This is a genomic window from Streptomyces sp. NRRL F-5123 (assembly GCF_000721495.1).
Classification (GTDB): domain Bacteria; phylum Actinomycetota; class Actinomycetes; order Streptomycetales; family Streptomycetaceae; genus Actinacidiphila.
In genome coordinates, this window is record NZ_JOHY01000006.1 from 99,715 (window position 1) to 123,738 (window position 24,024).

The following is a 24,024-nucleotide window of genomic DNA, read 5'->3' on the forward strand; positions in this document are numbered from 1 at the left end:
GCCCGGGAGATTTCCCGCCATCCCGCCGGAGCCACCCCTTCCAGGACAACCCTCACCTACCCCTCGCGCCCCTTCCGCTCCTGGGTACGTCGGCTATCGTGCAGGGCCAGAACGGCAAGGATCGGGGGCAGACCGAAGGGGACCGCCTTGAACGCAGTCTGGGGACGCGCTCAGCAGCAGGACTTCCGCAGCCGCGTCCGCGGGTGCCTGCTCGGCGGGGCCATCGGCGACGCCCTGGGCGCGGGTATCGAGTTCGAGTCCCTGGAGGCGATCCAGGCCGCGCACGGCCCGGACGGCGTCGTGGACTACGTGCCCGCCTACGGGCGGCGCGGCGCGGTCACCGACGACACCCAGATGACGCTCTTCACCGTCGAGGGCCTGATACGCGCTCAGGTGCGCCGCGACACCGGCGCCTGGCACCCGCCCACCGACGTCCACCGCGCCTACCGCCGCTGGGCGGCCACGCAGAGCGAGTGGGGCCCCGACGAGCGCCGCAAGGACGCGGGCTGGCTCGCCCGCGAGGAGTGGCTCTACGCGCGCAGGGCGCCCGGCAACGCGTGCCTGAGCGGCCTGTCCGACGAGGTGATGGGCAGTCTGGAGGCCCCCAAGAACCCCGGCTCCAAGGGCTGCGGCACGGTCATGCGCTCGGCGCCCTTCGGTCTGCTCGTCGGGTGGGAGCCGCAGCTCGTCTTCCAGCTCGCGGTGGAATGCGCCGCGCAGACCCACGGCCACCCCACCGGACAGCTCGCCGCGGGCGCGTTCGCCGTCATCGTCCACGGCCTCGCACGCGGCGAGGCGCTCGACGGCTCCGTCCAGCACGCCCTGGCGCTGCTCGGCGCCCGCCCCGGCCACCAGGAGACCACCGACGCCCTGCAGAGCGCGCTGGGCGCCGTGCGGCAGGGGATGCCCTCCCCGCAGCGCGTCGAGGCCCTCGGCGAGGGCTGGACGGCTGAGGAGGCGCTCGCGATCGGCGTCTACTGCGCGCTGGTCGCCGAGGACGTCCGGCACGGGCTGCTGCTCGCCGTCAACCACTCCGGCGACAGCGACTCCACGGGATCGGTCTGCGGCAATCTGCTCGGCGTCCAGCACGGCGAGACCGCGCTGCCGCCCGCGTGGATCGCCGAGCTGGAGGGCCGCGCGACGATCCTCCAGCTCGCGGACGACTTCGCGATGGAGATGACCCAGGCCCCCGCCCTCCACGGCCCCTCCGGCGCCAGCCCCGCATGGCTCGACCGCTACCCCGCGGCCTGACCCGCCCGGTGGGCGTCCCGCCCGCGGCGTCCTACTCCGCGGGAGCCGGCCGCAACGGGCCTTCCTCCGGGCCGGAACCGGAGCCGGCGGGCGGCGCGCCCTCCTCCACCCCGTCCAGGTCGGGGGAGTTGATCGTGGCGATCAGGGCGTTGCGCTCGTCCGTCTCCTCGGGCCTGATCCATCCCACGACGATGTACAGCACCAGCGACACCACGAGGGGCAGCGCGATCTGGTACTCCAGGTTCACGCCCCCGGAGACCGCGTCGTTGATCGGGTAGTTGACGAGGTAGAAGGCCAGCAGACCGAGCGCCCAGCTGCTGAGCGCTGCCGTCGGGCCGGACTTCCGGAAGCGCGGCAGCAGCCCCAGCATGAACGGGATCGCGATCGGCCCCATGAGCCCGGCGACCCACTTGATCACGACCGTGATGATGTCCTTGAACGTCGGCGAGTTGACCTGCGTGGCGACGGCCATGCTGAGCCCGAGGAAGGCCAGGGTGGTGATGCGCGCCGCGATGAGCCCGATCCGCGCGGTCCACTCGCGGGCCCGCTGCGAGAAGGCGGGCGCGATGTCCCGGGTGACGACCGCGGCGATGGCGTTCGCGTCGGACGAGCACATGGCCATGGTGTGCGAGAAGAAGCCGACGACGATGAGCCCGAGCAGCCCGTGCGGCAGCAGGTCCTGCGCCAGCAGCCCGTAGGAGTCGGAGCCGTCCGGCTTCTTGGCGTGCACCAGCAGCGGCGAGATCCACATCGGGAAGAACAGCACGACCGGCCACACGAACCACAGCGCCGCCGAGAGCGCGGCCCCGCGGGTGGCCTCGCGCGGCGACGACGTGGCCATGTACCGCTGCGCCTGGTTCCACATGCCGCCGTTGTACTCGAACGTCTTGATGAAGAGGTAGGAGATCAGGAAGACGGTGGTGTAGGGCCCGGCGGTGGGGTGGTTGTGGTGGTGCAGCGCAGGCTCGTCCCAGACGTTCCAGACGCTGCTGATCCCGCCCAGCCTGTGCAGCGCGGCGACGAGCATCGCGAGCCCTGCGACGAGCTGGATGACGAACTGGCCCAGCTCGGTGAGCGCGTCCGCCCACAGCCCGCCCACCGTGCAGTAGACCGCGGTGATGGCGCCGGTGATGACGATGCCCTGGGTGATGGTCACACCGGTGAAGACGGACAGCAGGGTCGCGATGGCGGCCCACTTGGCGCCGACGTCCACGATCTTGAGCAGTACGCCGGACCAGGCGAGCGCCTGCTGCGTCGTCAGGTTGTAGCGGTTCTTGAGGTATTCCAGCGGCGAGGAGACGTGCAGCCTGGCCCGTACCCGGTTCAGCCGGGGAGCGAACGTCCTCGCGCCTATTGCCACGCCGATGGCAATGGGCAGCGCCCAGGTGACGTAGGAGGTGATGCCGTACTGGTAGGAGATGCCCGCGTACCCGGTGAACATCACGGCGCTGTAGCCCGACATGTGGTGCGAGATGCCGGACAGCCACCACGGCATCCTGCCGCCGGCCGTGAAGTAGTCGCTGACGTCGCCGACGCGCTTGTGCGACCACACGCCGATCGCGACCATCACGCCGAAGTAGGCGATGAGCACGGTCCAGTCGAGACTGTTCATAAGTCCCCTCCAGGGGGTCCGCCTTGTGAACGGTGGCGCACTTCGCTGGGACGCTCACCTGGGCGGGTCGCCCCCGCGCGGGAGTGGGGACTTCCGGGATTGAACCCTTGCTCCGGAGGGGTGGTCAAGGGATCTGACGTTCATGAGTCTGAATCCAGGTCAGCAAGTCGAACGATTTTACGTCCTCTTTACCTCCGAGGGCATTGTGATGCCCATGACCACCAACCCACCATGAGCGGGCACTTCGCTGGACGCGGGCAGGACCGAGCCGCCGTACGGGAGCGGGTCCCGTACGGCGCGGGAAGGGGGCCGGGCGCGCCTGACGGGGAAGGTCAGCCGAAGGCGGGCGCCAGCCGGCGCAGCCCCTCGGCGATCTCCCCGGGTGTGTGCGTGGTGAAGGACATCCGCAGCGTCGCCGGGTCGGGCGCGGCGGCGAAGAAGGGCGCGCCCGGCACATAGGCCACGTCGTACGTGATCGCCGTGCGCAGCCGCTCGGTCGCGTCGAAGCCCTCCGGCAGCCGCACCCACACGAACATGCCGCCCTCGGGGCGGTTCCACTCGCTGCCCTCGGGCAGCGCCGTGGGGAGTCCGGCCAGCAGCGCGTCGCGCCGCTCCCGGTAGGCGCCGCGCACCCGGGCCAGATGCGCGTCCAGGTCGCGGTCGGCCAGGTAGCGGGCGGCGGCCGCCTGGTCGACGCCCGACGTGTGCAGGTCGGCCGCCTGCTTGGCGATGACGCAGGCGCGCCGCAGCGCCTCCGGGGCCCGCATCCAGCCCAGCCGCATGCCGGGCGCCATGACCTTGGAGAAGCTGCCCAGCAGTACCGTGCGGTCCGCCGCGGCCTCGTGCGCGGCGATCCACCGCCCGCGCTCGCCCTCGTAGCGCAGCTCGCCGTACGGGTCGTCCTCGGCGATCCACAGCCCGTGCCGTTCGGCGGTCTCCGCGACCGCGAGGCGGCGCCCGGCAGGCATGGTCCGTCCCGTCGGATTCTGGAAGTCCGGTATCAGGTAGAGCAGTTTCGGCCGCTCGCGCAGCACCAACTCCTCCAGCGCATCCGGCAGCACACCGTCCTCGTCGGTCGGCACCGGCACCACCCGGGCGCCCGCGAAGCCGAAGCACTGCAGGGCCGCGAGATACGTCGGGTTCTCCACCAGGACGACGTCGCCCGGCTCCAGCAGTGTCGTCGCCAGCAGCGCGAGCCCCTGCTGCGAGCCGGCGGTCACCAGCAGGTCGTCGGGCCCGGTCGGCAGGCCGCGTGCCGCCAGCCGCCCCGCAACGGCCGCCCGCAGGGCCGGATCGCCCTCCGTCGTGGCATATTGCAGGGCCGTACGCGGCCGCTCGGCCATCACCGCGTCGAAGGCCGAGCGCAGTCCCTCGGTGTCGAAGAGCTCGGGGGCGGGCAGGCCGCCGGCGAAGGAGATGACCTCGGGGCGGGCGGTGAGCGCCAGGATCTCGCGCACCGGCGAGGCGCCGACATCCCGTGCGCGCGCGGCCAGTGGGGGCAGGGGAGCGGGAGCGGCGGTCGTCGTCATGGGCGGCAGCCTACAAACAGTCGGTGTAGTGCGCAGGTATTTTCCCGGATTCGCACGTCCGGTCCCGGAAACAGCAGCGAGCCCCCTCGGCCAGGACGGCGGCCGGTCGAGAGGGCTCTGTCGGTGGTGCTGTGGATCAGTGGTGCCGTGGAGGGCTCAGCGCAGGTCGAAAGCGCCGTGGTCCACGTCGGTGACGAATTCGGACCACGCCTCGGGGGAGAAGGTGAGGACGGGGCCCTGCGGGTCCTTGGAGTCGCGGACCACGACGGCCGCGACCGCCGGGGACTTGACCTCCACGCAGGCACCGTTGCCGGTGGACCGCGAGGACTTCCGCCACTCGGGAGTGCTGCCCAGCTTGATTGCCATCTCTGCTCCGGTCTGTGCTGGTGACGGCGGCGGGGTGTGTTCCGCTCCACGGCGGGGCCGGGGAACGGAGGCGTACACCACTGCCTGACTGCGCTCGACGCTACTCGTCAACATCACCAGCCCCGAGGGGCCTTCACTCGACCAGGTGGTAAATGGCCTACAACCCTTGCCGGTTGTACGGCTTCATCTGTAAAGTGCGCGCTTTTACATCTCGCCCCGCCGTGTCAAGCCGCACCCTCAGGCGTACCGCTGCGCCGCGTCGCGGATGAACTGCCGGGTGGCCTCAGCACTCAGCGCCTGCGCCCGCAGGTGCTCGTACATGACGCTGTACGCCTGCACGTCGGTGTCCTTCTCCAGGTACAGGTCGCTGTTGACGCCCTCCAGGTACACCACGGTGGCGTCCGTCGCGTCGGTGAACTCCAGCACCGCGAACTGCCCGCTCAGGCCCGGGTGCGCGCCCACCTCGAACGGCAGAACCTGCACGGTCACGTGCGGCAGGTGGCTCAGCTCCACCAGGTGCTCCAACTGCTGGTGCATGGTCTGCGCGTCGCCGACCTTCCGCCACAGCGCCGCCTCGTCCACCACCGCCCACATGCGCAGCGGCCCGTCCGCGTCGGTGATCCGCTCCTGCCGCCGCATCCGGACGCTGACCCGCTTCTCGACCTGCTCCGGGCTGGCCTCCGGCAGGTTGCCGGAGATGACCGCCGTCGCGTACTCCTTGGTCTGCAGCAGCCCCGGCACCACCTGGGGTTCGAAGACCCGCAGGCTCGCCGCCTCCGTCTCCAGGCCGATGTACACGCTGTACGGGATGTCCCCGAAGGCGTGCCACCAGCCCTGCTGGCGCGACTCCTTGGCCATCTGCATGAGCGAATCGACGATCCGCATGTCGTCCACGCCGTAGACCCCGCACAGATCCCGGACGTCGCGCTGGCTGATGCTGCGGCGGCCGTTCTCCAAGCGGCTGATCTTGGACTGGGAGACCAGGAGCCGGGCCGCGACCTCCTCGGCCGTCATCCCCTTCTCCTCGCGGAGCTTGCGCAGCTCCGACCCCAGCCGGCGGCGCCTGACGGTGGGGTTGACGTTGGCGACCACAGGAACTGCACCTCCACGCTGATCCGTACTGATGGTCAGCAGCCTGCCACTAGCGGTCATCACCGCGCTGGCGAATGGTCGTAACAAGCTTGCCCGGCCCTTGCGCCGGGGCGCGCGAATCGTCCGCGCACGCCCCGCAAAGGGCGTAAAACATGCCGCGCGGGGCACCGGGACCGGACAACTGTCCGGCTCCCGACACCCCGCGCGGCACTGCGGCTCCCGGTGGGGATCTCACCGCGGGCGGCTCCCGGCGCCACTGCTCCCACCGGCCTTCCGGTGGCTGCCGGGAATCCGTGGTGCCCGGTCCCTGCCTCGGGCACCACGGCCTGCCCTGCGTCGTTACGTGTTGCGTGGGCCTTGCGTGCGGTCCTGCCGCCTTGCTGGTGGTTCCGGTGCTGCCGTGGTGGGTGGGGTCCTGGTGCGTGGAACGGAGGTGCCCGGTGGACCCGGTGGAACGGACGTACTCGGCGGAGCGGAGATGCCCGGCGGTGCGCGGTGCGTCCCGCCGTTCGTGCGTCCGGACGTACTGCGCGTACCGGACGTACTGCATGCACTGCATATGTCGCATGTACCGCATGTACTGCCGTGTGCCGGCCGTGCGCGGTGCCGCTGGGCGCTGTGCGTCAGCGGGCTCCGGCCCTGGCCATCGAGCCGTGTCCGACCGCCCGCCGTTCCTGCGCGGCCGGCCTCTTGGGCTGCGCGGCCACACCGTTCTGCACGTCCATCACGGCGTGCGCCACGAGGCCGCCCATCGGGTCGTATCTGATCAGGTCCCGCAGGCGCGATCGCGACGACCGCCCCTCGTTGCCCGGATACAGGTGCTTGCCGAGCCCCACCGAGTGGGCGAGCGCGGCGAGCGCCGCGGTCCGCGGGTCCGGCGGCACGCCGGTGCGGATCGCACTGTCCAGCCGGGCTCTGATGTCCCGGCTGACGGCGCTGTCGGTCGCCTGGTAGCGAGTCGTCGGCAGCACCCCGCACATCTGACCCGGCACGGCGTGCACCATGCCGCACCGCTCCAGGTGCGCGAGATACGTCTGGCGCAGCCCCAGCCGGGGCCCGCCGATCCAGTGGACCGCCCGCACCGGGCTGCCGCGACGGCGCAGCAGTTCCAGCGCGGAGTCCAGAGTCGGATCTCCAGTCGGCCGTGGGTGCACCACGGCGATACGATCCCCGTCAGGGGCTATCCGTCCGGCCAGAGCCAGCTCGACGAGCTGTGCTCCGGCGAGGCCGAGGTCGAGTGATTGCGGCTGCGCCGTGGTCCCGGTCGTCGGGTCCAGGGCGAGCAGCAACAGCTCTTCCGGAATTGTTCTGCGGCTCTTGCCCATCCATGCCTCCCCGCGTGGATGAATGACAGGGTGACGCCTCTCACACCGGCCTGTCGAGAGCGCCTTTTCCATATCTGCGGGAACCGGCTGGTATGTCGTTCTCGTCTACGGGGGCGGCGGTGGTGTCGCAGACGGGTCGTGGGCCGGTCGCGGGGACCATGGCATGAGTGGGTCGTGAAGGGCCGGGGCGCCGCGGGGCGCCCGGGATGATGCGTCGAGGAGGTCTGCGTGGCGGGCGAGTCCCCCGGCAGGGAGAAGCAGCACGAAATGTCGGGGGAGGCGGCTGCGTCGCAGGCCGTGGATCCGAGGCTGGCGGTGTTCGGGACGCCTGCTGGGGTGCGTGAGGCTGCTGTGGCGGGCCCGGCGCCCGCCCGGCCGGACGCCGGGCCCGCCGAGGGCGGCTCCGCGTCCGGCGCCGATTCGCCCCAACTGCCCGCCTCCGACGCCGGGCCGCGCGCCGCCGCCGCGTCCACCGAGGACTCCGGCGCGGATACGCCGGGTGAGGTAGCCGTCCTGGACGCCGCTGACGCCGCCCTTACTCCCGAGGTCCCTTCCGTCCCTTCTGCGGGGGCCGAAGAGCCGTCGAAAACGGAACCAAATCGTGATCCTGCGCCTGGGGCCGATGGGGCGGAGGAGGCCGCTGATGCGGCTGATGTGAGTGAACGTTCAACTCAGGAGGCGGAGTCCGCGACTCCGCCGGTCGAGCCCGAAGCCCCGCACGATGCCCCGCCGGCCACCCCGCCGAGCACGCCGGAGCGCACTCCGGTGGAGGAAGCGGGCGCTCGTCCGGCCGCCGCCCGAGCGGGTGAGCTTGCGGGGGCAGCGGGGGAGGGGGCCCCGGTTGCCGGTGAGCCGGCGGGGGAGGGTGCTCCGGCCGCGGACGACGCCGGGGAGCCGGGCGCGGCTGCGGACGAGGTGCCCGAGAGTGCGGGCGGGCCTTCGGGCGAGGCGCCTGAGGGTGCGGGCGGGCCTTCGGGCGAGGTGCCCGAGGGTGCGGGCGGGCCTTCGGGCGAGGTGCCCGAGAGTGCGGAGGGGCCGCAGGACGCCGCGTCGGAGCCCGAGGACGCTGCTGGGGGCGCTGCCGGGGCCGAGGACGTACGGCCCGATGCCGCGCCCGCCGACGCGCCGGCTGACGCCTCCCAGCCCGAGGACACCGGCGTGCACCGCGCGGAAGTGCGCAGGTCGCTGCTCCGGCCCCTGGTGTCGGACCTGCCTGCCGAGCGCCCGGCCGCCCCGCCCGCCGCCCCGGCCACACCGGCTGCGGCACCCGCGCCCGGGTCCGCACCGCTGCCGCCCGCCGCGTCGCCGGACGGTGCCGACCCCGACGCCGAGGAGCCGCTGGGCCCCGACGGCACCAGGCTCATGCAGGCGCCCCAGCTCCTGCCGCCCGGGTCCGGCCACACCGGCTCCACGCCGCTGAAGCTGCTCGCCGCGCTGACCAACACCCCGCCGCCCGAGCCCACGCTGATGCGCAGCATCCGCCGCCGGTTCAAGATCTGGACCCCGGTCGTGGTGCTGCTCGCGGTGGTCTTCGTGATCGTCCAGGCGGTACGCCCGCTGCCGGCGCCCAGCCTCAGGACGGCCACCGCCTCCTCGTACGCCTTCCCGGGCACCGCCCTGCCGACGACGATGCCGTGGCCGGCGGAGGGCCAGTCCGTCGCCGAGGTCGAGGGCGTCGGCTCGCTCGGCGTGCACGGCGCGCAGACCCCCGTACCGATCGCCAGCCTCACCAAGGTGATGACGGCTTACATCGTGCTGCGCGACCACCCGATCAAGGGCGCCTCGCAGAACGGCCCGATGATTCCCGTCGACAAGCAGGCCGCCGAGGAGTCCGGCTCCGCGGACGAGTCGACCGCACACGTCACGGAGGGCCAGCAGTTCACCGAGCGGCAGATGCTGCAGCTGCTCCTCGTGCCGTCCGGCAACAACATCGCCCGCCTGCTGGCACGCTGGGACGCCGGAACGCAGGAGGCCTTCGTCGCGAAGATGACCGCGACGGCGAAGCAGCTCGGCATGAACCACACCACGTACACCGGTGCGAGCGGCTTCGAGGAGACCACCGTCAGCACCGCCGTGGACCAGCTCGCGCTGGCGCGCGAGGTCATGAAGAACGAGGCCTTCCGGTCGGTCGTCGCCCTCGCCAACGTCACGATCCCCGGCGTCGGCACGATCTACAACAACAACAACGACCTGGTGAAGCCCGGTGTCGTCGGCATCAAGACCGGCTCCAGCACTCCCGCGGGCGGCGCGCTGATGTGGGCGGCGCACAAGACCGTCGGCGGCAAGCAGCAGCTGATCCTGGGCGTCGTGCTCCAGCAGCACGGCGGCGTCACCGTCAACGACAGCCTCAACACGGCGCTGGCGCGCAGCCAGCAGCTCATCGAGTCCGTGCAGGGCGGGTTGACGTCGGCGACCGTCGTGAAGAAGGGCGAGGTCGTGGGCAGCGTCGACGACGGCCTGGGCGGTTCCACGCCGGTCGTCGCCGGGGCCGACCTCACCGCGCCGGGCTGGCCCGGCCTCCGCACCCCCGTGACCCTCACCCCCCTCCCGGGGGGCCTCCCGCACAGCGCGAAGGCGGGCACGGCCGTGGGCACCCTCACGATCGGCTCCGGCCCCGACGCGACGAAGGTCCCGGCCCTCCTGCAGTCCGACCTGGCGTCGCCGTCCTTCACGTCGAAGCTCACGCATTTCTGAGGGGGTGCGCTCGGGGGTGGGTGGTGCGGTTTGCTGCGCGACCTTGCCGTGGGTGGGGGGTTGCTCGCGCAGTTCCCCGCGCCCCTGGTGTACCCGGCGGGGCATCGGCGCACTCCGTGTGGGGGTTGGGTCGGGTGCCACTCCGGGGGTACCTCCTCGGAATGCGCGTTCGCCCTCTTCCGTAGCCGTTGAGGGACTGGGAAGCGCATTCCTGCGGGGGCACCCCCGGATCGTCCCCCTCCCGGGGTCTCGTGGGCGGCTGCCCGCCGGTGGGGGTGATGTCCAGGGACTGCGGTTCGCCCCCGGCGGCGGGTCACCCCCACAGGTGGACAGAAAGCCGACGTCCGAGTCGCACGGGTGGTGGGGGTGGGAAACACCCGCGCCGGCAGGCGCGGGAAACCCCCGCGGCGGGAGAGCCGCCCACCCGGCGGGGCAGGCGCACCCGCTATGCGGAGAGGGCGCGTTCGAGCGGGGTGCGGAAGCGGGGGGTCACCCGGGCGGAGCCGAGGGCGGGGGTGAGGCGGGCGGCGGCGCGCTCGACCTCTTCTGCGACCTCGACCCCGCGGTCGCAAAGGAGCCGCCAGGCAATGGAGCCGTCCGGGCGCTGGGCCCAGCCGCCGACGACCTCGCCGCCCCACCAGACCGTGGGCCCGATGTTCCCGGAGCGGTCGAAGAGCTGCTCGTGACCGTCGGGCAGGAACCATGCGCGGTCCCGCCAGGCCATGGCGAGCGGGTCGAGCGCGGGCAGGAGGACGGCGCCGTCCTGGTCCGCGGGGTCCGGGCCCGCGTCCGGGAGGACGTATCCGGTGGCGCCGTCGTCGAAGGCGACCGCCTCCGCCCCGACGGCGGCGAGCGCCTTGCGGGTCTCCCCGAGTCCCCAGCCCGTCCACCACTTGAGGTCGGCCTCGGTGCCGGGCCCGTACGCGGCGAGCCAGGCGCGGGCGAGGGCGGCCCGCGCGGGCTCCTCGGGGACGTCGGGCAGCGGCTCGGCGTTGGCCCAGCGGAACTGTCCGCTGATCCACGACCCCGCGGGCCGCCGCCGCTCGATGCGCCCCTCGGCGGCCATCATGCGGATGACGCGGCTGGCGATGTTCTGCGTCGCCTCGTACGGCTTGCCGCGGGCGACGACGACCTGCTCGCGCAACCGCGGTACGAGCCGGGAGAGTTCGGCCCCGCTGGTGTCGGGATGTGCGGCGAGGGTGGCGACGACCTCGGCCTCCAGGTCCGCGAGCCACGCGGCGTCCCAGCCGCCGCCCTCGGCGAGGAAGGCGAGCAGGTCCTTGCGCATCTTGACGGTGACCCGGCGCCCGGCGGCCGCGTACACCTGCGGGGCGAAGTCCCGGTCGACGACGAACATGGTGCGCCGCATCGCGAGCATCCGGGTGAGGGCGGGCGGCTCGCCGTACAGCGCGGCGTCCAGCCCGGCGAATGCGGTGCCGGGGTCGGCCATCCGCGCGGCGACGCTCAGATATACGGTGGCCGGATCCGTCGCGTGCAGGGCCACGACACCCCGCACCACGTCCATGACGTCATGAGCTCCCGCCCCTACCCGCGCCCGCCGCACATGTCCCATCTCCCCATCTTCCCCGAACGGCCGTGCGACGGCCCGGTACATTGCCACGCCTTGGCACATTGCGGCGCCCGGAGGGTCAGCGCGGGGTGAACGCCCGCAGCCGCAGGCTGTTCGCCACCACGAAGACCGACGAGAAGGCCATCGCGGCCCCGGCGATCATCGGGTTGAGCAGTCCCGCCGCGGCCAGCGGCAGGGCGGCCACGTTGTAGGCGAAGGCCCAGAAGAGGTTCGAGCGGATCGTCCGCAGCGTCCGCCGGGCGAGGCGGATCGCGTCGGCGGCGACCCTGAGGTCGCCCCGTACGAGGGTGAGGTCGCCCGCCTCGATCGCCGCGTCCGTGCCCGTGCCCATCGCGAGGCCGAGGTCCGCCTGCGCGAGTGCCGCCGCGTCGTTGACGCCGTCGCCGACCATCGCGACCGTACGGCCCTCGGCCTGGAGGGCGCGGACGACGGCGACCTTGTCCTCGGGGAGCACCTCCGCGTGGACGTCCTGCGCCGCGATGCCGACCTGCGCGGCGACGGCGGCCGCGACGGCGGCGTTGTCGCCGGTGAGCAGGACCGGACGCAGCCCGAGGCCGCGCAGCCGCCTCACGGCCTCCGCGCTGCCGTCCTTGACGGCGTCGGCGACGACGAGGACGGCCCGCGCGCGGCCGTCCCACGCGACGGCGACGGCCGTCCCGCCGTCCGCCTCCGCCGCGGCCTTGGCGCGCGCCAGCTCCTCCGGCAGCGGCATGTCCCGCTCGGCGAGCAGCCGTTCGCGCCCGGCGAGGACGGTGCGGCCGTCGACGGTGCCCTCCACGCCGAGGCCGGGCAGGTTGCGGAAGCCGTCGACGGCGGGCAGTACGCCGGTCCGTGCCGTCGCACCCGCGGCGACCGCCCGGGCGATGGGGTGCTCGGAGGCGTGCTCCAGCGCACCGGCGTACCGCAGCGCGTCCCGCTCCTCGACGCCCTCGGCGACCAGTACCGACCGCAGGGTCATCGAACCCGTCGTGACCGTGCCGGTCTTGTCGAGCACCACCGTGTCCACCGCTCGCGTGGACTCCAGCACCTCGGGCCCCTTGATGAGGATGCCGAGCTGCGCGCCGCGCCCGGTGCCGACCAGCAGCGCGGTGGGCGTCGCCAGGCCGAGCGCGCAGGGGCACGCGATGATCAGCACGGCGACCGCCGCGGTGAAGGCCGCCTGCGGCCCCTCGCCGAGCGCGAGCCACACCCCGAGGGTGCCGAGCGCGAGCAGGATCACGGCGGGCACGAAGACCGCGGAGATGCGGTCGGCGAGCCGCTGCGCCGCCGCCTTGCCGTTCTGCGCGTCCTCGACCAGGCGGGCCATCCGGGCGAGCTGGGTGTCGGCGCCGACCCGGGTCGCCTCGACGACCAGCCGGCCGCCTGCGTTGACGGTCGCGCCCGCGACCCGGTCGCCGGGCCCGACCTCGACGGGGACCGACTCGCCGGTGAGCATCGACGCGTCCACGGCCGACGTGCCCTCGCTCACCAGCCCGTCCGTGGCGATCTTCTCGCCGGGGCGTACGACGAAGTGGTCGCCGACGGCCAGCTCGCCGATCGGCACCCGCACCTCGGAGCCGTCGCGCAGCACCGCGACGTCCTTGGCGCCGAGTTCGAGCAGCGCGCGGAGCGCGGCTCCGGCGCGCCGCTTCGCGCGGGCCTCGAAGTAGCGGCCGGCGAGGATGAAGGCGGTGACGCCTGAGGCCGCCTCCAGGTAGATCTGGCTGCCGCCTGCCTGCCGGGAGACGGTGAGGCGGAAGGAGTCGGTCATTCCGGCCATCCCGGCGTCGCCGAAGAAGAGCGCCCACAGCGACCAGCCGAAGGCGGCGAGCGTGCCGACCGACACCAGGGTGTCCATGGTCGCGGCGCCGTGGCGCAGGTTCGTCCAGGCCGCGCGGTGGAAGGGCCAGCCGGCGTAGACGACGACGGGCGCGGCGAGTGTGAGCGACAGCCACTGCCAGTTGTCGAACTGCGCCGCGGGCACCATCGCCATCACGATCACCGGGACCGCGAGTACGACGGCGGTGAGCAGGCGCTGGCGCAGCGCCGTCAGCTCGCCGCCCTGCGCCTTCCCGTCCGCGACCTCGTGCCGGTCCTGCGGGTCGGCCGCCGGGGGAGCGGGGGGCGGGGGGAGCGCGGCGGTGTAGCCGGTGGCCTCGACGGTCGCGATCAGGTCCGCGACGGCGACGGGGCCCTCAAAGCCGACCTTCGCCTTCTCGGTCGCGTAGTTGACGGTCGCCGTCACGCCGTCCATCCGGTTGAGCTTCTTCTCGACCCTGGCCGCGCAGGACGCGCACGTCATGCCACCGATCTCCAGCTCGACCCAGTTGCCGGCCGCGTGCTCCCGTACGCCGCTGCCGTTCGTCGTCGTCACCGCTTCGCTCCCCTCACTCCCCCTCGGTTGCGGTCAGGCCCGGCCGACCAGCTCGTAGCCCGCCTCGTCCACGGCGGCGCGCACGGCCGCGTCGTCGACCGGCTGGTCGGAGTCGATCGTCACCAGTCCGGTCGAGGCGACCGCCTTGACGGACGTGACGCCGGGGATCGTGGTGACCTCGCGGGTGACCGCGGATTCGCAGTGGCCGCAGGTCATGCCGGACACCGTGTAGACCGCCTGGCTCATGCTGTGCTCCTCGTCGCGTGCGTGCGGGACGGCTCGTTCCGTCTCCACTCCTCCGAGGATATACCCCCTAGGGGTATTTGGCCAACACCCCCGGGGGGTATTCGCCGGAGTGCTCTCCGTCACCCGTCGCCTTCCCCGGTCCCGCCCTTGCCCTTGCCCTCACCTTCGTCCTCTTCCGCGTCCTCGTCCGCGGCCGGCCGGTCCGGCAGCGTGGCGGCGAGCCGCAGCACCTCGCGCTCGGTGGCGTTCGGCTCGGCATCGACACGTGCGCGCAGCCAGGCGTCCATGTGGTTGACGTCGCGCGCCGTCGCCGCGAAACCGCGCTCGGTCAGCGCCACGACCTGGCTGCGCCCGTCACCCGCCGCCCGGTTGCGGCTCACCGTCCCGTCCCGCGCCGTCCCGCGCGAGCGCGGCGAGCGTGCGGGTGAGCGACTGCGGCTGCACGTGCAGCGCCGCGGCCACCGCGCCGGGCGTCGAGGGCCTCGCGCGGCAGCGGAGCTGCGCGGGCACGCCGAGCCGCCAGCTGGGCAGCGCGTCCGGCGGGCGCCCGGCCCGCGTAACCTCCCGGCCGCACCGCCCGCCGGCGCCGCCCCGCCCGCCCTGAGATCTTGCGCACTCCCGCCACCACCCCCACCGGACCCAGGACGGGGGCTCTACCCTGGTCGGGTCGGCGCGTACCCCCGGAGGGACGCGACCTACTCACCTCAGGAGGCGGCACCGTGCTGCGCACCATGTTCAAGTCCAAGATCCACCGCGCGACCGTGACCCAGGCCGACCTGCACTACGTGGGCTCCGTGACGGTCGACGCCGATCTGATGGACGCCGCGGACCTGCTGCCCGGCGAACTCGTGCACATCGTCGACATCACCAACGGCGCCCGCCTGGAGACGTACGTCATCGAGGGTGAGCGCGGCTCCGGTGTCATCGGTATCAACGGCGCGGCGGCCCACCTCGTCCACCCCGGCGACCTGGTGATCCTCATCAGCTACGCCCAGGTCGACAACGCCGAGGCCCGTACGCTGCGGCCCGCGGTCGTGCATGTCGACGCCGGCAACCGGATCGTCGCCCTCGGCACGGACACCGCGGAACCCGCGCCCGGAAGCGACTCCGTGCGCCCCCCGCACGCCGTCGCGCCGGTGCACGCCACCGCCTGACGCCCCGCCAGGCCGGTGCCTCGGCCCCACCGGGCCGGGGCACCCCGGGACGGGGGCAGCCGCCGGTCCTACGCCGCGGTCATCACCGCGGCGCCCATGACCTGCCCGGACACCGTGCGTATCTCGACCCGCGCGCCGCGCGCGGCAGCGGTCCAGCGGGCACGCAACCGCGCGAGCTCCGCGAGCTCCTCGGCCGTCCACGGCCGGTCGCCGTGCTCCTGGACATAGGCCCGGAGCGCTGCGTTCGCCTGATCGAGACTTCCCCCGTACATGCGATCCACCCTAGACGGACCCACTGACAATCCCGAACCGGAAAAGCCACCGCGCGTGGCGGCCCCCGCACGCCCGGACGGGGCGGGGACGCCCCCTCCGGGCCGCGCTGACCAGCGGCGAATGCCGTTCGCCCGGTGCGGGATGACGGATTGTCAGTGCCGGCTGCCATGCTGAGTGTGAGAGAGGACACAGCGTCCAAATCCGGCAGATCGCCCCTCAGGCAGCCGGCCCGCGGCGGCCGCGGGGCCCAGCGCACACGGAGGTCCAGCATGCTCACCAACGACTACGTCCCCGGCGCACCCAACTGGGTCGACCTGGGAAGCCGCGACGTCCCGGCGGCCGCCTCCTTCTACGGCGAGCTGCTCGGCTGGCAGTTCGGCCCGGCGGGGCCGGAAGCGGGGGGATACGGCATGTTCACGTTCGACGGCGAGACGGTCGCCGCCCTCGGCCCGCTCCAGGACCCGGGCGCCCGCCCGGCGTGGACGGTGTATTTCCACACGGCCGACGCCGACGCGACGACGAAGGCCGTCGAGCAGGCCGGCGGCAGCGTCCGCTTTCCGCCCGTGCCCGTCGCCGAGCAGGGGCGGCTCGCGGGGTACACCGACCCGAGCGGCGCCGAGTTCGCCGTGTGGGAGCCCGGCGCGACCACCGGCCTGGACCGGGTAGGCGCACACGCCCTGTGCTGGACGGAGCTGTACACGACGGACGCGGCAAGGGCGAAGGCGTTCTACGGATCGGTCCTGGCATGGGACCACGAGGAGGTGCCGCTGCCCGGCGGCGCGGGCTCGTACGTGATCGCGTCCAGGAGCGGCGGCGGCCAGGAGGGGTCGCACAGCGGCATCATGCAGCTCGGTGCGGACCTGCTCCCGGAGGGCACGAGCTACTGGCAGCCGTACTTCTCGGTGGACGACGTCGACGCGACGGTGGCGAAGGCCGCCGAGCGCCACGCCGCGGTCCTGATGCCCGGCACGGACATGCCGGGCGTGGGCCGGCTCGCCCTGCTCAGGGACTCGGAGGGGGCGTTCTTCGCGCTGCTCCACCCGACGTCCCCGGCCCCGAACCCGGGGGCCTGACGCCCTCACGGCCGGTCAGACCCCGGCGCCGCCCGCGGTCTCCGTGCCGTCCGGCCAGGCGGCGAGCCTCCGCACGCTCTCGAAGCGCACCTCCCGCCCCGTCAGGGGGTCGGTGAATTCCAGCGCCCGGGCCAGCAGCTGCAGCGGCTTCGACCAGTCGTCAGCGGCGGCTTCCGGCAGCAGCCGCGGATAGAGCGGGTCGCCCAGCAGCGGCAGCCCCAGGCTGCTCATGTGCAGCCGCAATTGGTGGGTGCGGCCCGTCGCGGGCAGCAGCCGGTAGCGGGCCAGGGAGCCGCGCCGGTCGAGCAGTTCGACGCGGGTCTCGGCGTTCGGCGGGCCGTCCGCGCGCTCCTCGGCGGCCATCCGCCCGCGCTCCTTGACGATCCGGCTGCGCAGAACGCACGGCAGCCGCACCGCCGGGTCGTAGCCGGCCACGGCCTCGTATTCCTTGCGCACCCGCCGGTCGCGGAAGAGCGTCTGGTAGGCGCCGCGGTCCTCGGGCCGCACGACGAAGAGGACCAGGCCCGCCGTGAGCCGGTCGAGCCGGTGCGCGGGCGTGAGGTGGGGCAGGCCCAGGTCCCGCCGCAGCCGGGTCAGTGCCGTCTGGGCGACATGCCGGCCGCGCGGCGTGGTCGCCAGGAAGTGCGGCTTGTCGGCGACGACGGTGTGCTCGTCGCGGTGGACGACCCCGACCGGGTACGGCACCTCCGGCTCGGCCGGCTGCTCGCGGTGGAACCACACCCAGCCGCCCGGCACGTACGGGGTCGACGCCAGCACCGGCCCGTCGGCGGTGACGAAATCCCCCGCGGCGAGCATCGCCTCGACCCGCTCGGCACCCAGCGCGGGCCCGTACCGCCCGAGCAGATGCTCGCGTACGGTCGCCCAGCCGGCCGCACCCGCCCCGTCCCCCGGCAGCCGCAGCCGTACGGGGTCCACGCCGGCCCGCTGCGGCAGCGGCGACGGCGGCGGCCTGCGCCCTGCCCTGCGCGCCACGCCCAGCACCTCGCCCCGCTGCTCACCCGTACCGTCCGGTCATTCCCAGGCTACGCGGCACCCGCCCGGCGGCCCCTCGCCGCCGTAACCCGCCGCTACCCGGCGTCCGCCACGAGCGTGGCCAGCAACGCGCGCCCCGCGGGCCACTCGCCCAAGCCGCTCGCGGAGTTGAGGTGACCGTGCGTGCCCCCGGACTCCCACCGCGCGCCCCACTCCCGCGCGAAACCGGCCGACACCCCGGCGTCGCAGTACGGGTCGTCCTCGCCGGCCACCACCAGCGCCGGGCAGGGCAGCGCCCGCGCGGCACGCGCCGCGAAGGACGGCGCCGCCGCCCGCGGGAAGGCCGGCCCCCGCGGATCGGGCGGCGCGACGAGAAAGGCCGCCACACCGGCCGGCCGCACCGCCTCCAGCCAGCACGCCGCCGCCCAGCACCCCAGGCTGTGCGCCACCAGCACCACCGGTTCCCCCGCCACGCCCACCGCCTCGTAAGCGGCCTGGACGGCCGCCACCCAGTCCGCCAGCTCCGGCGCGGCCCACGACCCCGGCGCGATGCGCACGGCCGCGCCGCCCCACTCCTGCTGCCACCGGCTCTGCCAGTGGGCCTCGTCGGAACCGTCGATTCCTGGGATCACCACATATGCGACCATCGCCTATCGCCCCCTCTTCTGCCCTGCCCTGCACGCGCACTGCGGCCGATTATCGATGGGCGAAGCCGCCCCCGGGGGCACTGCAAGCGATCGATAGGACAGTGGACGTGACAACGAGGGAATCGCTTGACGATATCGATCGCGCGATCATCAGCCTGCTCCAGTCCGACGGCCGCCTCACCGGCGCCGAGGTCGGGCGCCGCGTCGGCCTCTCCCAGCCGGCCGCCGCCGCGCGCATCCAGCGGCTGGAGCGGAGCGGCGTCGTCACCGGTTACCGCGCCGTCGTCGCCCCCGCCGCGCTGGGCCTGGCCATCCACGCCGTCGTGCGCCTGCGCACCACCCACGCCCGCCTCGCCCAGGCCCTCGACCTGGCCGACGCCACCCCCGAGGTGGTCTCCACCCTCCGCCTGACCGGCGAGGACTGCCTCCTGTTCGACGTCCACTGCACCCACGCCGAACGCCTGGCAGAGATCGTCGACGCCCTCGCCCGCCACGGCGCGGTGACGACCTCCCTCGTCCTGCGCAGCTACCCGCCCAAACCCCTCCCGGCGCAGCCGTAGCCGGGCCCCGGACGCAGAACGGCCGGGCGCGGGGCAGATGCCCGGCCCGGCCGTGTGTCCGCGACGCGCGTGGACGGCGACCGTGCCCCAGGAGAGGTTCGCCCCCCATCCGCACCACCGCACTCACCCGCCGCACTGGTCATCTCCGCCACGGTCGAGCGGTGTCGCCCGCGGCGAACGTGGTGGCGGCGCCGCGCCTGGCCTGGCAGCCGGTCCTGGTGGCGGGGTGGCCGCCGGTGGCGCTGCTGCTCGCGGTGGAGCTTCTCGCGACGGGCCCGGCCGCAGCGAGAACGCCGGGACGGCGGGTGCGCCGGTGGCAACCGAGTCACCGAGTCACCGAGTCACCGAGTCACCGAGGCCCGAGACAGGGACCCCGGAGCGAGAGAGCCCCCTCGGTCTCGGGCGTTCCCGGGCCTCCCGAGAGAAGCGTGCCGCCGGCGTCCCGACCTGTCGGCCCGGGACGGTGTCCGCCGGATGACCGCAGGCGTCTGCAGGGGATCTTGTTCGTGCTGCCCAGCGGGATTCAGCGTGGGTCCATCGACGCGGTGGGGGCCGAGCCGGCCGCCGGCGCGGACGGCTCCGCGGTGGCCGGCTCGGCGGCCACCGCGGCAGAAGCTCCCAGGCCCGCCGCCGCAGCCGCGGCGGGGACCGGTTCAGCCGAGCTCGGCGCTGAACTCCTTCAGCCAGGCCCGGAAACCAGGTCCGATGTCCGCACGCTCGCAGGCCAACTGGACCGTCGCGCGCAGGTACGCGTCGCGGTCGCCGGTGTCGTAGCGCCGTCCGGTGAAGACAACGCCGTGCACGGGCCCGCCGTCGTCGTGGCGCTGGGCGAGCTCGCACAGCGCGTCCGTGAGCTGGATCTCGCCGCGCGGGTCGGCCCGGGTCCTGGCGAGCGCCGGGAAGATCGCGGGGCTGAGTACGTAGCGGCCGATGACAGCGAACGTGGAGGGTGCCTGGCCCGGCGGGGGCTTCTCGACCAGGCCCGTGACCTGGACCACGTCGTCGCCCTCGCCGGCGACCGGCTTGACGGCCGCGCACCCGTACAGGTGGATCTGTTCCGGGTCGACCTCCATGAGGGCGACGACGCTGCCGCCGTAACGTTTCTGTACATCCATCATGCGCGGTAGCAGCGGGTCGCGCGGGTCGATGAGGTCGTCGCCCAGCAGGACGGCGAAAGGCTGGTCGCCGACGTGCGGTTCGGCGCACAGCACCGCATGGCCCAGTCCCTTGGGATCTCCCTGGCGTACGTAGTGCACCATGGCCAGTTGGCTGGACGCACGCACCTTCTCCAGCCGTTCGAGGTCGCCGCGCCGGGAGAGGAGCTCCTCGAGCTCGTAGTTGCGGTCGAAGTGGTCCTCGAGTGCTCTCTTGTTGCGGCCGGTCACCAGGAGGACGTCCGTGAGGTCAGCGGCGACGGCTTCTTCGACCACGTATTGGATCGCCGGTTTGTCGACGACCGGGAGCATCTCCTTCGGCGTCGCCTTGGACGCCGGCAGGAACCGTGTCCCCAGACCTGCGGCGGGAATGACCGCCTTGGTGACGCGCCGCTCCCGCGGGGTACTTGTGTGTGCCATGTGGATTGTTCTCAGTGTATTTCCAGGAGTCGGGAAAGTGCGTAGCCCGAGAGTCCCTGTCCGGCAGCGATCGAATCGGCGTCCTTGTCCCCCTCCGCGCCGGAGTTGGGCCCGGCGATCGTGGTGTAGACGTAGCGGCCGTGCACGGCGTGGGTGACTGCGCAGGCAACCTTGTTGCAGAAGTCCGGGATGCCGTGCGTGCCGGCGAGCGGGGTCAGCCCGCCTTTGAAGTCGGTTGCCACCGCTTCGGCTTCGGCCGCTGTCGGGAGGACGATCACGCCCACGGTCACCGAGCTCTTGTCCGAGACGTAGGTGGCGAGAACGATCTGCGAACAGTGGTTGCGGTCCAGGATCGGGCCGAGGCCGCCCTGGGTCCCCTTCCAGCACGGTGTTTCGTGCGAGGTGGTCTTCCGGGTGAAAGTACGGCCGTTGATCGGAAGTTCCGTCGCCTTGAACAGGTCGCTGCCCTGCAGTGTGGGCGTCGCGGTGCCGCTCGGCTTGGGGGTGCTGCTCGTCGGGGCACTGGACGGTGGAGACGTCGTGTGCTGCTGCTTTTCGGTGGCCGTGGTGTGCTTGTCCTTCGAGCCGCCCATGGTCAGCGCGACCACGGTGCCGGCTGCGCCGAGGGCGATGACGACCACGCCGATGACGATGGTGAGCACCAGCCGCTTCTTGCGCTTTCGCTCCGCCTCCTGCCGGTCCGCCACCGCCGACCAGTCGGGTTGGTGCGGATTGGGCACGTAGGGGAAGGGCTGCTGGAAGCCCTGCCGTACGTCGTGCGGGTAACCGGGTTGGACCGGCGGCGGATACTGGCCCTGGGGGTAGCCGTAACCCGGTTGCGGCTGCTGCGGTTCGACCGGAGGCGTGGCGCCGCTCTGGTACGGGACACGGGGGTCCTGGGGGCCCTGCGGTGTGCTCATGGCCTGGGGAGTTCACCTTTCCGGTAACCCACTTGGGGGAATCCTCATCTTAAGGACGGACCGAGGGCAGATCCCTCGATTGCGCTGCAACTGTCGCGCTCGGCACACCTCGGCCCCCTACTGGGGCGCCTGCCGGGTGACGGGCCAGGGGCTCAGGGCCAGGGATTCCAGCCCTTGCCGGAACGCCGCCCTGGTGCGCGGGTCGATGTCGAACCGGTAGTCGTACTGGCCACCCTCGTCCTGGCTGTGCTGGAACCACACGAAGCCGATCACATTCGGCGTGCTCTTGATCCAGCGGAAGAGGTCGGCGGTCCATCCTGCCTGCTGCGGGCCGGGCGCGCTGCCGGTCTCGGTGAGCAGGATCGGCTTGCGGGAGAAGCGCCGGACGGTATCGACCGTCGGTTGCAGCACCTCGCCGGCCGTCTTCTCTCCGAAGCCGTACCCGTCGATGCCGATCCAGTCCACGTACTGGTCGCCCGGGTAGAGCGGCTCGAGAGCCACGTTCTTGGTACCGCGCAGCACGTTGGGGCTCCAGACCCAGATCACCTGGGTCGAGCCGACGGCCTGGAAGAGGTCGTGGACGTGGCGCCATGCCCTGACGTAGTCGCCGGGGGAGTTGCCGCTGTGCTGTTCGGACCAGGGATACCAGTCCCCGTTCATCTCGTGGGCGAAGCGGAGCACCACCGGCTGACCGGTGGCCTTGACCTGCCGGGCGAACGTGATGATGTAGGCGTCGAAGGCACCGGACGCGATCTTCTTCAGCGAGTACTGCGGCTGGTCGGCGGCCCGGGACCGGCCCTGCGGCTCCCATGTGACCAGAGGCAACGCGCCCTGTTCGTAGCTGAGTTCGGCGTCCTCGGCGGAGAACGGCTCGTCCCAGCCCTGGTAGTACTCCAGAATGCGTGGATGCCGGCCCGCCGCTGCCGCCGCCGCGTCCGTGGTCGCCCGGGCCGGGGCGTGGAACGTGGCGACGCCGAAGTAGCTCCCGTGCGGGAGCAGATAGGCGGCTTTGCTCAGCGTCGCGGTGCGGCCCGACGGCGAGGGCTTCGCCGTCGGGCCGGAAGCGGAGGCGGAGCCGTGGCCGGTGATGTCGTGGGCGTCCCCGGCCCCCGACGAGCAGGCGGCCAGCGTCAGCACCAGTCCGAGCGCCAGCACGTCTGCGAGGACGCGTCTGCGCCATGTCGGTGGTGTGGACGCGTACGTCCCTGGCCGAACTCTCCGTAGGGTCAGCATGTGGGGGCGACGACCTACTGCCGGCCGAGCGACCGGAAGGTCCAACCCGCGGCACGCCAGCCGTCCCGGTCCAGGATGTTCCGGCCGTCGATGATCTGCCGCCTGGAGACGACCGCGGCCACGGCGTCCGGGGCGAGTGCGCGGAACTCGGGCCATTCGGTCAGGTGCAGGATCAGGTCCGCGCCCTGTGCTGCTTCCAGCGCCCCGGTGGCGTAGTCCAGTTCGGGGTGCAGCTTGCGGGCGTTGTCCATGGCCTTGGGGTCGTAGACGCTGACCGACGCCCCCGCACGGTGGAGCCGGGCGGCCAGGTCGAGTGCCGGTGCGTCGCGGATGTCGTCCGAGTCGGGCTTGAACGCCGCTCCCCACACGGCTATGCGGCGCCCTGCCAGTCCGTCGGGACACAGTTCGCCGGCGAGGTCCAGAACGCGTTGCCTGCGGCGCAGGTTGATCGCGTCCACTTCGCGCAGGAACGACAGCGCCTGACCGACGCCGAGTTCCTCCGCCCGAGCTCCGAAGGCGCGGATGTCCTTGGGCAGGCAGCCTCCGCCGAAGCCGACGCCGGCGTGCAGGAAGCGCCCGCCGATGCGGGTGTCGTAAGCCAGCGAAGCCGACAGGTGCGCCACGTCCGCTCCGGCTGCCTCGCAGACCTCCGCCATGGCGTTGATGAAGGAGATCTTGGTGGCCAGGAAGGCATTGGCCGCCGTCTTGACCAGCTCGGCGGTCGGGAAGTCGGTCACCACCACGGGCACATCGGCCGCCGGCAGCGGGCGGTAGACCTCCCGCAGCACCTGCTCGGACTCGGCGTCGTCCCGGTCGATTCCGAAGACCAGCCGATCGGGCCGCAGGGTGTCCTCGACCGCGAAGCCCTCGCGCAGGAACTCGGGATTCCAGGCGAGCCGGGCGTGCTGGCCCGCCGGGGCAAGTGCCGCGAGCCGTGCCGCCAGCCGTGCCGCCGTGCCGACCGGCACCGTGGACTTGCCGACGACCAGGGCGGGCCGGTCCAGGTGCGGCGCCAGCGACTCGATGACGGCGTCGACGAACCGCAGGTCCGCGCTCTGGCCGCCGGCCTGTTGCGGCGTGCCGACACAGGAGAAGTGCACATCGCCGAATTCGGCTGCCTCGCGGTAGGAGGTGGTGAACCGCAGCAGCCCCGATGCCACGTGCTTCGCGAGCAGTTCGGCCAACCCCGGCTCGTAGAAGGGGACTCGGCCGGCCTGGAGGGCTGCGATCCGGTCCGGGTTCACGTCGACCCCGAGCACTTCGTGGCCGAGCTCTGCCATGCAGGCGGCATGGGTGGCGCCGAGGTATCCCGTGCCGATGACGGTGAGCCGCATGTTCCGATGCCCTTTCGGGTACGTGGGGGGCCGACTGCGAATTGGGTGAGAGTAGCCCCCACCACACAGGGTCCACACCACCGCTCTCCGGCCCGGTCCCAGGTCGCGGCACGGCGCAACGGGTGATGCGGCCGGCTGTTCGAACTCCTGGCGCGGGGGAGGAGAACGCACAGTGATGCTATGGCATGCGGAGGTCCAGTGAGG

General features: G+C 72.8%; 22 protein-coding genes. 5 read left to right on the plus strand and 17 right to left on the minus strand.

The features are described 5' to 3' along the window. The first annotated feature begins 147 nt into the window (after nt 1-147). Complete coding sequence (locus IH54_RS0107770) at nt 148-1,251, plus strand: ADP-ribosylglycohydrolase family protein (protein ID WP_107060124.1); 1,104 nt, start codon at nt 148-150, stop codon at nt 1,249-1,251. A 31-nt stretch (nt 1,252-1,282) separates the two neighbouring features. On the opposite strand, the gene IH54_RS0107775 is transcribed toward IH54_RS0107770, so the two are convergent. The 5 genes from IH54_RS0107775 to IH54_RS0107795 form a co-directional block, all read right to left on the minus strand. Beyond that, complete coding sequence (locus tag IH54_RS0107775) at nt 1,283-2,863, minus strand: sodium:solute symporter family protein (protein ID WP_031514199.1); 1,581 nt, start codon at nt 2,861-2,863, stop codon at nt 1,283-1,285. 332 nt (nt 2,864-3,195) lie between these two features. Next, nucleotides 3,196-4,392: a PLP-dependent aminotransferase family protein gene (locus IH54_RS0107780; protein WP_031514201.1), complete on the minus strand. Its 1,197-nt coding sequence runs from the start codon at nt 4,390-4,392 to the stop codon at nt 3,196-3,198. Between the two features lie 156 nt (nt 4,393-4,548). Beyond that, nucleotides 4,549-4,758 (minus strand): DUF397 domain-containing protein, encoded by a 210-nt coding sequence (locus IH54_RS0107785; protein ID WP_031514202.1) that lies wholly within the window; start codon nt 4,756-4,758, stop codon nt 4,549-4,551. Between the two features lie 237 nt (nt 4,759-4,995). Next, a complete protein-coding gene (locus tag IH54_RS0107790; protein ID WP_031514204.1) occupies nt 4,996-5,850 on the minus strand; it encodes a helix-turn-helix domain-containing protein in 855 nt (284 codons plus the stop codon). 623 nt (nt 5,851-6,473) lie between these two features. Then, entirely contained in the window at nt 6,474-7,175 is a 702-nt protein-coding gene (locus IH54_RS0107795; protein ID WP_031514206.1) for a GOLPH3/VPS74 family protein, read from the minus strand. A gap of 1,014 nt (nt 7,176-8,189) precedes the next feature. Here IH54_RS0107795 and IH54_RS0107800 point away from each other — a divergent pair. After that, nucleotides 8,190-9,869 carry a D-alanyl-D-alanine carboxypeptidase family protein gene (locus tag IH54_RS0107800; RefSeq protein ID WP_052397186.1) on the plus strand — a complete coding sequence of 560 codons (1,680 nt, stop codon included), beginning with the start codon at nt 8,190-8,192 and terminating at the stop codon, nt 9,867-9,869. A gap of 445 nt (nt 9,870-10,314) precedes the next feature. On the opposite strand, the gene IH54_RS0107805 is transcribed toward IH54_RS0107800, so the two are convergent. The 5 genes from IH54_RS0107805 to IH54_RS45375 all read right to left on the minus strand — a co-directional run bounded on the left by IH54_RS0107805 (nt 10,315) and on the right by IH54_RS45375 (nt 14,569). Next, on the minus strand, nt 10,315-11,394 hold the full coding sequence (locus IH54_RS0107805; RefSeq protein WP_031514211.1) for a winged helix DNA-binding domain-containing protein: 1,080 nt from the start codon (nt 11,392-11,394) through the stop codon (nt 10,315-10,317). A 124-nt stretch (nt 11,395-11,518) separates the two neighbouring features. Then, a complete protein-coding gene (locus IH54_RS0107810; protein WP_052397210.1) occupies nt 11,519-13,741 on the minus strand; it encodes a heavy metal translocating P-type ATPase in 2,223 nt (740 codons plus the stop codon). 105 nt (nt 13,742-13,846) lie between these two features. Further along, nucleotides 13,847-14,059, minus strand: coding sequence for a heavy-metal-associated domain-containing protein (locus IH54_RS0107815; RefSeq protein ID WP_031514215.1), 213 nt, complete (start codon nt 14,057-14,059; stop codon nt 13,847-13,849). 119 nt (nt 14,060-14,178) lie between these two features. Continuing rightward, on the minus strand, nt 14,179-14,439 hold the full coding sequence (locus IH54_RS0107820; RefSeq protein ID WP_031514218.1) for a hypothetical protein: 261 nt from the start codon (nt 14,437-14,439) through the stop codon (nt 14,179-14,181). Continuing rightward, nucleotides 14,414-14,569, minus strand: coding sequence for a hypothetical protein (locus IH54_RS45375; RefSeq protein ID WP_159011709.1), 156 nt, complete (start codon nt 14,567-14,569; stop codon nt 14,414-14,416). Before IH54_RS45375 ends, IH54_RS0107820 begins: the two co-directional genes overlap by 26 nt. Nucleotides 14,570-14,778: 209 nt before the next feature. Here IH54_RS45375 and panD point away from each other — a divergent pair, with 209 nt between their 5' ends. Continuing rightward, entirely contained in the window at nt 14,779-15,213 is a 435-nt protein-coding gene (gene panD / locus IH54_RS0107830) for an aspartate 1-decarboxylase (RefSeq protein ID WP_031514220.1), read from the plus strand. 68 nt (nt 15,214-15,281) lie between these two features. Here panD and IH54_RS0107835 read toward each other — a convergent pair whose 3' ends face one another. Then, a complete protein-coding gene (locus tag IH54_RS0107835; protein WP_031514222.1) occupies nt 15,282-15,485 on the minus strand; it encodes a hypothetical protein in 204 nt (67 codons plus the stop codon). A gap of 270 nt (nt 15,486-15,755) precedes the next feature. Between IH54_RS0107835 and IH54_RS0107840 the strand changes: the two genes are divergently transcribed. Then, nucleotides 15,756-16,559, plus strand: coding sequence for a VOC family protein (locus tag IH54_RS0107840; protein ID WP_031514224.1), 804 nt, complete (start codon nt 15,756-15,758; stop codon nt 16,557-16,559). 15 nt (nt 16,560-16,574) lie between these two features. Here IH54_RS0107840 and IH54_RS0107845 read toward each other — a convergent pair whose 3' ends face one another. Continuing rightward, a complete protein-coding gene (locus tag IH54_RS0107845; RefSeq protein ID WP_031514226.1) occupies nt 16,575-17,552 on the minus strand; it encodes a pseudouridine synthase in 978 nt (325 codons plus the stop codon). Nucleotides 17,553-17,647: 95 nt separating this feature from the next. Continuing rightward, entirely contained in the window at nt 17,648-18,187 is a 540-nt protein-coding gene (locus IH54_RS0107850) for an RBBP9/YdeN family alpha/beta hydrolase (protein WP_324607751.1), read from the minus strand. A gap of 119 nt (nt 18,188-18,306) precedes the next feature. Here IH54_RS0107850 and IH54_RS0107855 point away from each other — a divergent pair, with 119 nt between their 5' ends. Continuing rightward, nucleotides 18,307-18,759 (plus strand): Lrp/AsnC family transcriptional regulator, encoded by a 453-nt coding sequence (locus IH54_RS0107855; protein WP_234343402.1) that lies wholly within the window; start codon nt 18,307-18,309, stop codon nt 18,757-18,759. 653 nt (nt 18,760-19,412) lie between these two features. Here IH54_RS0107855 and IH54_RS0107860 read toward each other — a convergent pair. From IH54_RS0107860 to IH54_RS0107875, 4 genes are all read right to left on the minus strand, one after another. Further along, nucleotides 19,413-20,333: a UTP--glucose-1-phosphate uridylyltransferase gene (locus IH54_RS0107860; RefSeq protein ID WP_078862021.1), complete on the minus strand. Its 921-nt coding sequence runs from the start codon at nt 20,331-20,333 to the stop codon at nt 19,413-19,415. Nucleotides 20,334-20,344: 11 nt separating this feature from the next. Further along, nucleotides 20,345-21,253, minus strand: a complete 909-nt coding sequence (locus IH54_RS41435) for a hypothetical protein (RefSeq protein WP_031514230.1) — start codon at nt 21,251-21,253, stop codon at nt 20,345-20,347. A 117-nt stretch (nt 21,254-21,370) separates the two neighbouring features. Beyond that, nucleotides 21,371-22,408, minus strand: a complete 1,038-nt coding sequence (locus IH54_RS0107870; RefSeq protein WP_052397187.1) for a glycoside hydrolase family 26 protein — start codon at nt 22,406-22,408, stop codon at nt 21,371-21,373. A 92-nt stretch (nt 22,409-22,500) separates the two neighbouring features. After that, the gene (locus IH54_RS0107875) at nt 22,501-23,820 is read right to left on the minus strand and encodes a UDP-glucose dehydrogenase family protein (protein WP_031514233.1); all 1,320 of its coding nucleotides are present in this window, start codon (nt 23,818-23,820) and stop codon (nt 22,501-22,503) included. Nucleotides 23,821-24,024: the final 204 nt, after the last annotated feature.

Coding starts and splice junctions, on each gene's coding strand:
- IH54_RS0107775 (WP_031514199.1), bottom strand. CDS start 2,863: ATGAACAGTCTCGACTGGACCGTGCTCATCGCCTACTTCGGCGTGATG.
- IH54_RS0107780 (WP_031514201.1), bottom strand. CDS start 4,392: ATGACGACGACCGCCGCTCCCGCTCCCCTGCCCCCACTGGCCGCGCGC.
- IH54_RS0107785 (WP_031514202.1), bottom strand. CDS start 4,758: ATGGCAATCAAGCTGGGCAGCACTCCCGAGTGGCGGAAGTCCTCGCGG.
- IH54_RS0107795 (WP_031514206.1), bottom strand. CDS start 7,175: ATGGGCAAGAGCCGCAGAACAATTCCGGAAGAGCTGTTGCTGCTCGCC.
- IH54_RS0107805 (WP_031514211.1), bottom strand. CDS start 11,394: ATGGACGTGGTGCGGGGTGTCGTGGCCCTGCACGCGACGGATCCGGCC.
- IH54_RS0107810 (WP_052397210.1), bottom strand. CDS start 13,741: ATGACGTGCGCGTCCTGCGCGGCCAGGGTCGAGAAGAAGCTCAACCGG.
- IH54_RS0107815 (WP_031514215.1), bottom strand. CDS start 14,059: ATGAGCCAGGCGGTCTACACGGTGTCCGGCATGACCTGCGGCCACTGC.
- IH54_RS0107835 (WP_031514222.1), bottom strand. CDS start 15,485: ATGTACGGGGGAAGTCTCGATCAGGCGAACGCAGCGCTCCGGGCCTAT.
- IH54_RS0107840 (WP_031514224.1), top strand. CDS start 15,756: ATGCTCACCAACGACTACGTCCCCGGCGCACCCAACTGGGTCGACCTG.
- IH54_RS0107860 (WP_078862021.1), bottom strand. CDS start 20,333: ATGGCACACACAAGTACCCCGCGGGAGCGGCGCGTCACCAAGGCGGTC.
- IH54_RS41435 (WP_031514230.1), bottom strand. CDS start 21,253: ATGAGCACACCGCAGGGCCCCCAGGACCCCCGTGTCCCGTACCAGAGC.
- IH54_RS0107875 (WP_031514233.1), bottom strand. CDS start 23,820: ATGCGGCTCACCGTCATCGGCACGGGATACCTCGGCGCCACCCATGCC.